This is a genomic window from Variovorax sp. LG9.2 (genome assembly GCF_035018885.1).
Classification (GTDB): domain Bacteria; phylum Pseudomonadota; class Gammaproteobacteria; order Burkholderiales; family Burkholderiaceae_C; genus Variovorax.
On sequence record NZ_JASJXB010000094.1, the window covers coordinates 1 to 1,011 of the forward strand.

A 1,011-nucleotide genomic window follows, 5' to 3' on the forward strand; every position below is an offset into this window, starting at 1 on the left:
GGTTATCCACAAGTTCACACCACCCCATTTTTCAGAACTCAGGAGCAAATTCAACATGGCCAAAATCATCGGCATCGACCTCGGCACCACCAACTCGTGCGTGTCGATCATGGAAGGCAACACCACGCGCGTGATCGAGAACTCGGAAGGTGCCCGCACCACGCCGTCGATCGTCGCGTACCAGGAAGACGGTGAAGTGCTGGTCGGTGCCTCGGCCAAGCGCCAGGCCGTGACGAACCCCAAGAACACGCTGTACGCGATCAAGCGTTTGATCGGCCGCAAGTTCGAAGAAAAAGAAGTGCAGAAGGACATCAACCTGATGCCCTACAGCATCGTCAAGGCCGACAACGGCGACGCCTGGGTCGAGGTGCGCGGCAAGAAAATGGCGCCTCAGCAAGTCAGCGCCGACATCCTGCGCAAGATGAAGAAAACCGCTGAAGACTACCTTGGCGAAACGATCACCGAAGCCGTCATCACGGTGCCGGCGTACTTCAACGACGCGCAGCGCCAGGCCACCAAAGACGCCGGTCGCATCGCCGGCCTGGACGTGAAGCGAATCATCAACGAGCCCACAGCAGCCGCCTTGGCCTTTGGCCTCGACAAGCAGGAAAAGGGCGACCGCAAGATCGCCGTGTATGACCTGGGTGGCGGTACTTTCGACGTGTCGATCATCGAGATTGCCGACGTCGACGGAGAAAAACAGTTCGAAGTGCTCGCCACCAATGGCGACACCTTTCTGGGCGGCGAAGACTTCGACCAGCGCATCATCGAATACATCATTGCCGAGTTCAAGAAGGAACAAGGCGTCGATCTGGGCAAGGACGTGCTCGCACTCCAGCGCCTGAAAGAAGCCGCAGAGAAGGCCAAGATCGAATTGTCGAACGGCGCGCAAACAGACATCAACCTGCCTTACGTGACGGCCGATGCATCGGGCCCAAAGCACCTGAACATCAAGCTCAGCCGTGCCAAGCTCGAAAGCCTGGTCGATGAGCTGATCGAACGCACCATCGC

General features: G+C 58.3%; 1 protein-coding gene. It reads left to right on the forward strand.

All coding sequences use genetic code 11. The features are described from left to right. Positions 1-55: 55 nt before the first annotated feature. Positions 56-1,011 (forward strand): Hsp70 family protein (locus QN413_RS27045; RefSeq protein ID WP_323499640.1); only part of this gene is annotated, 956 nt, incomplete at its 3' end.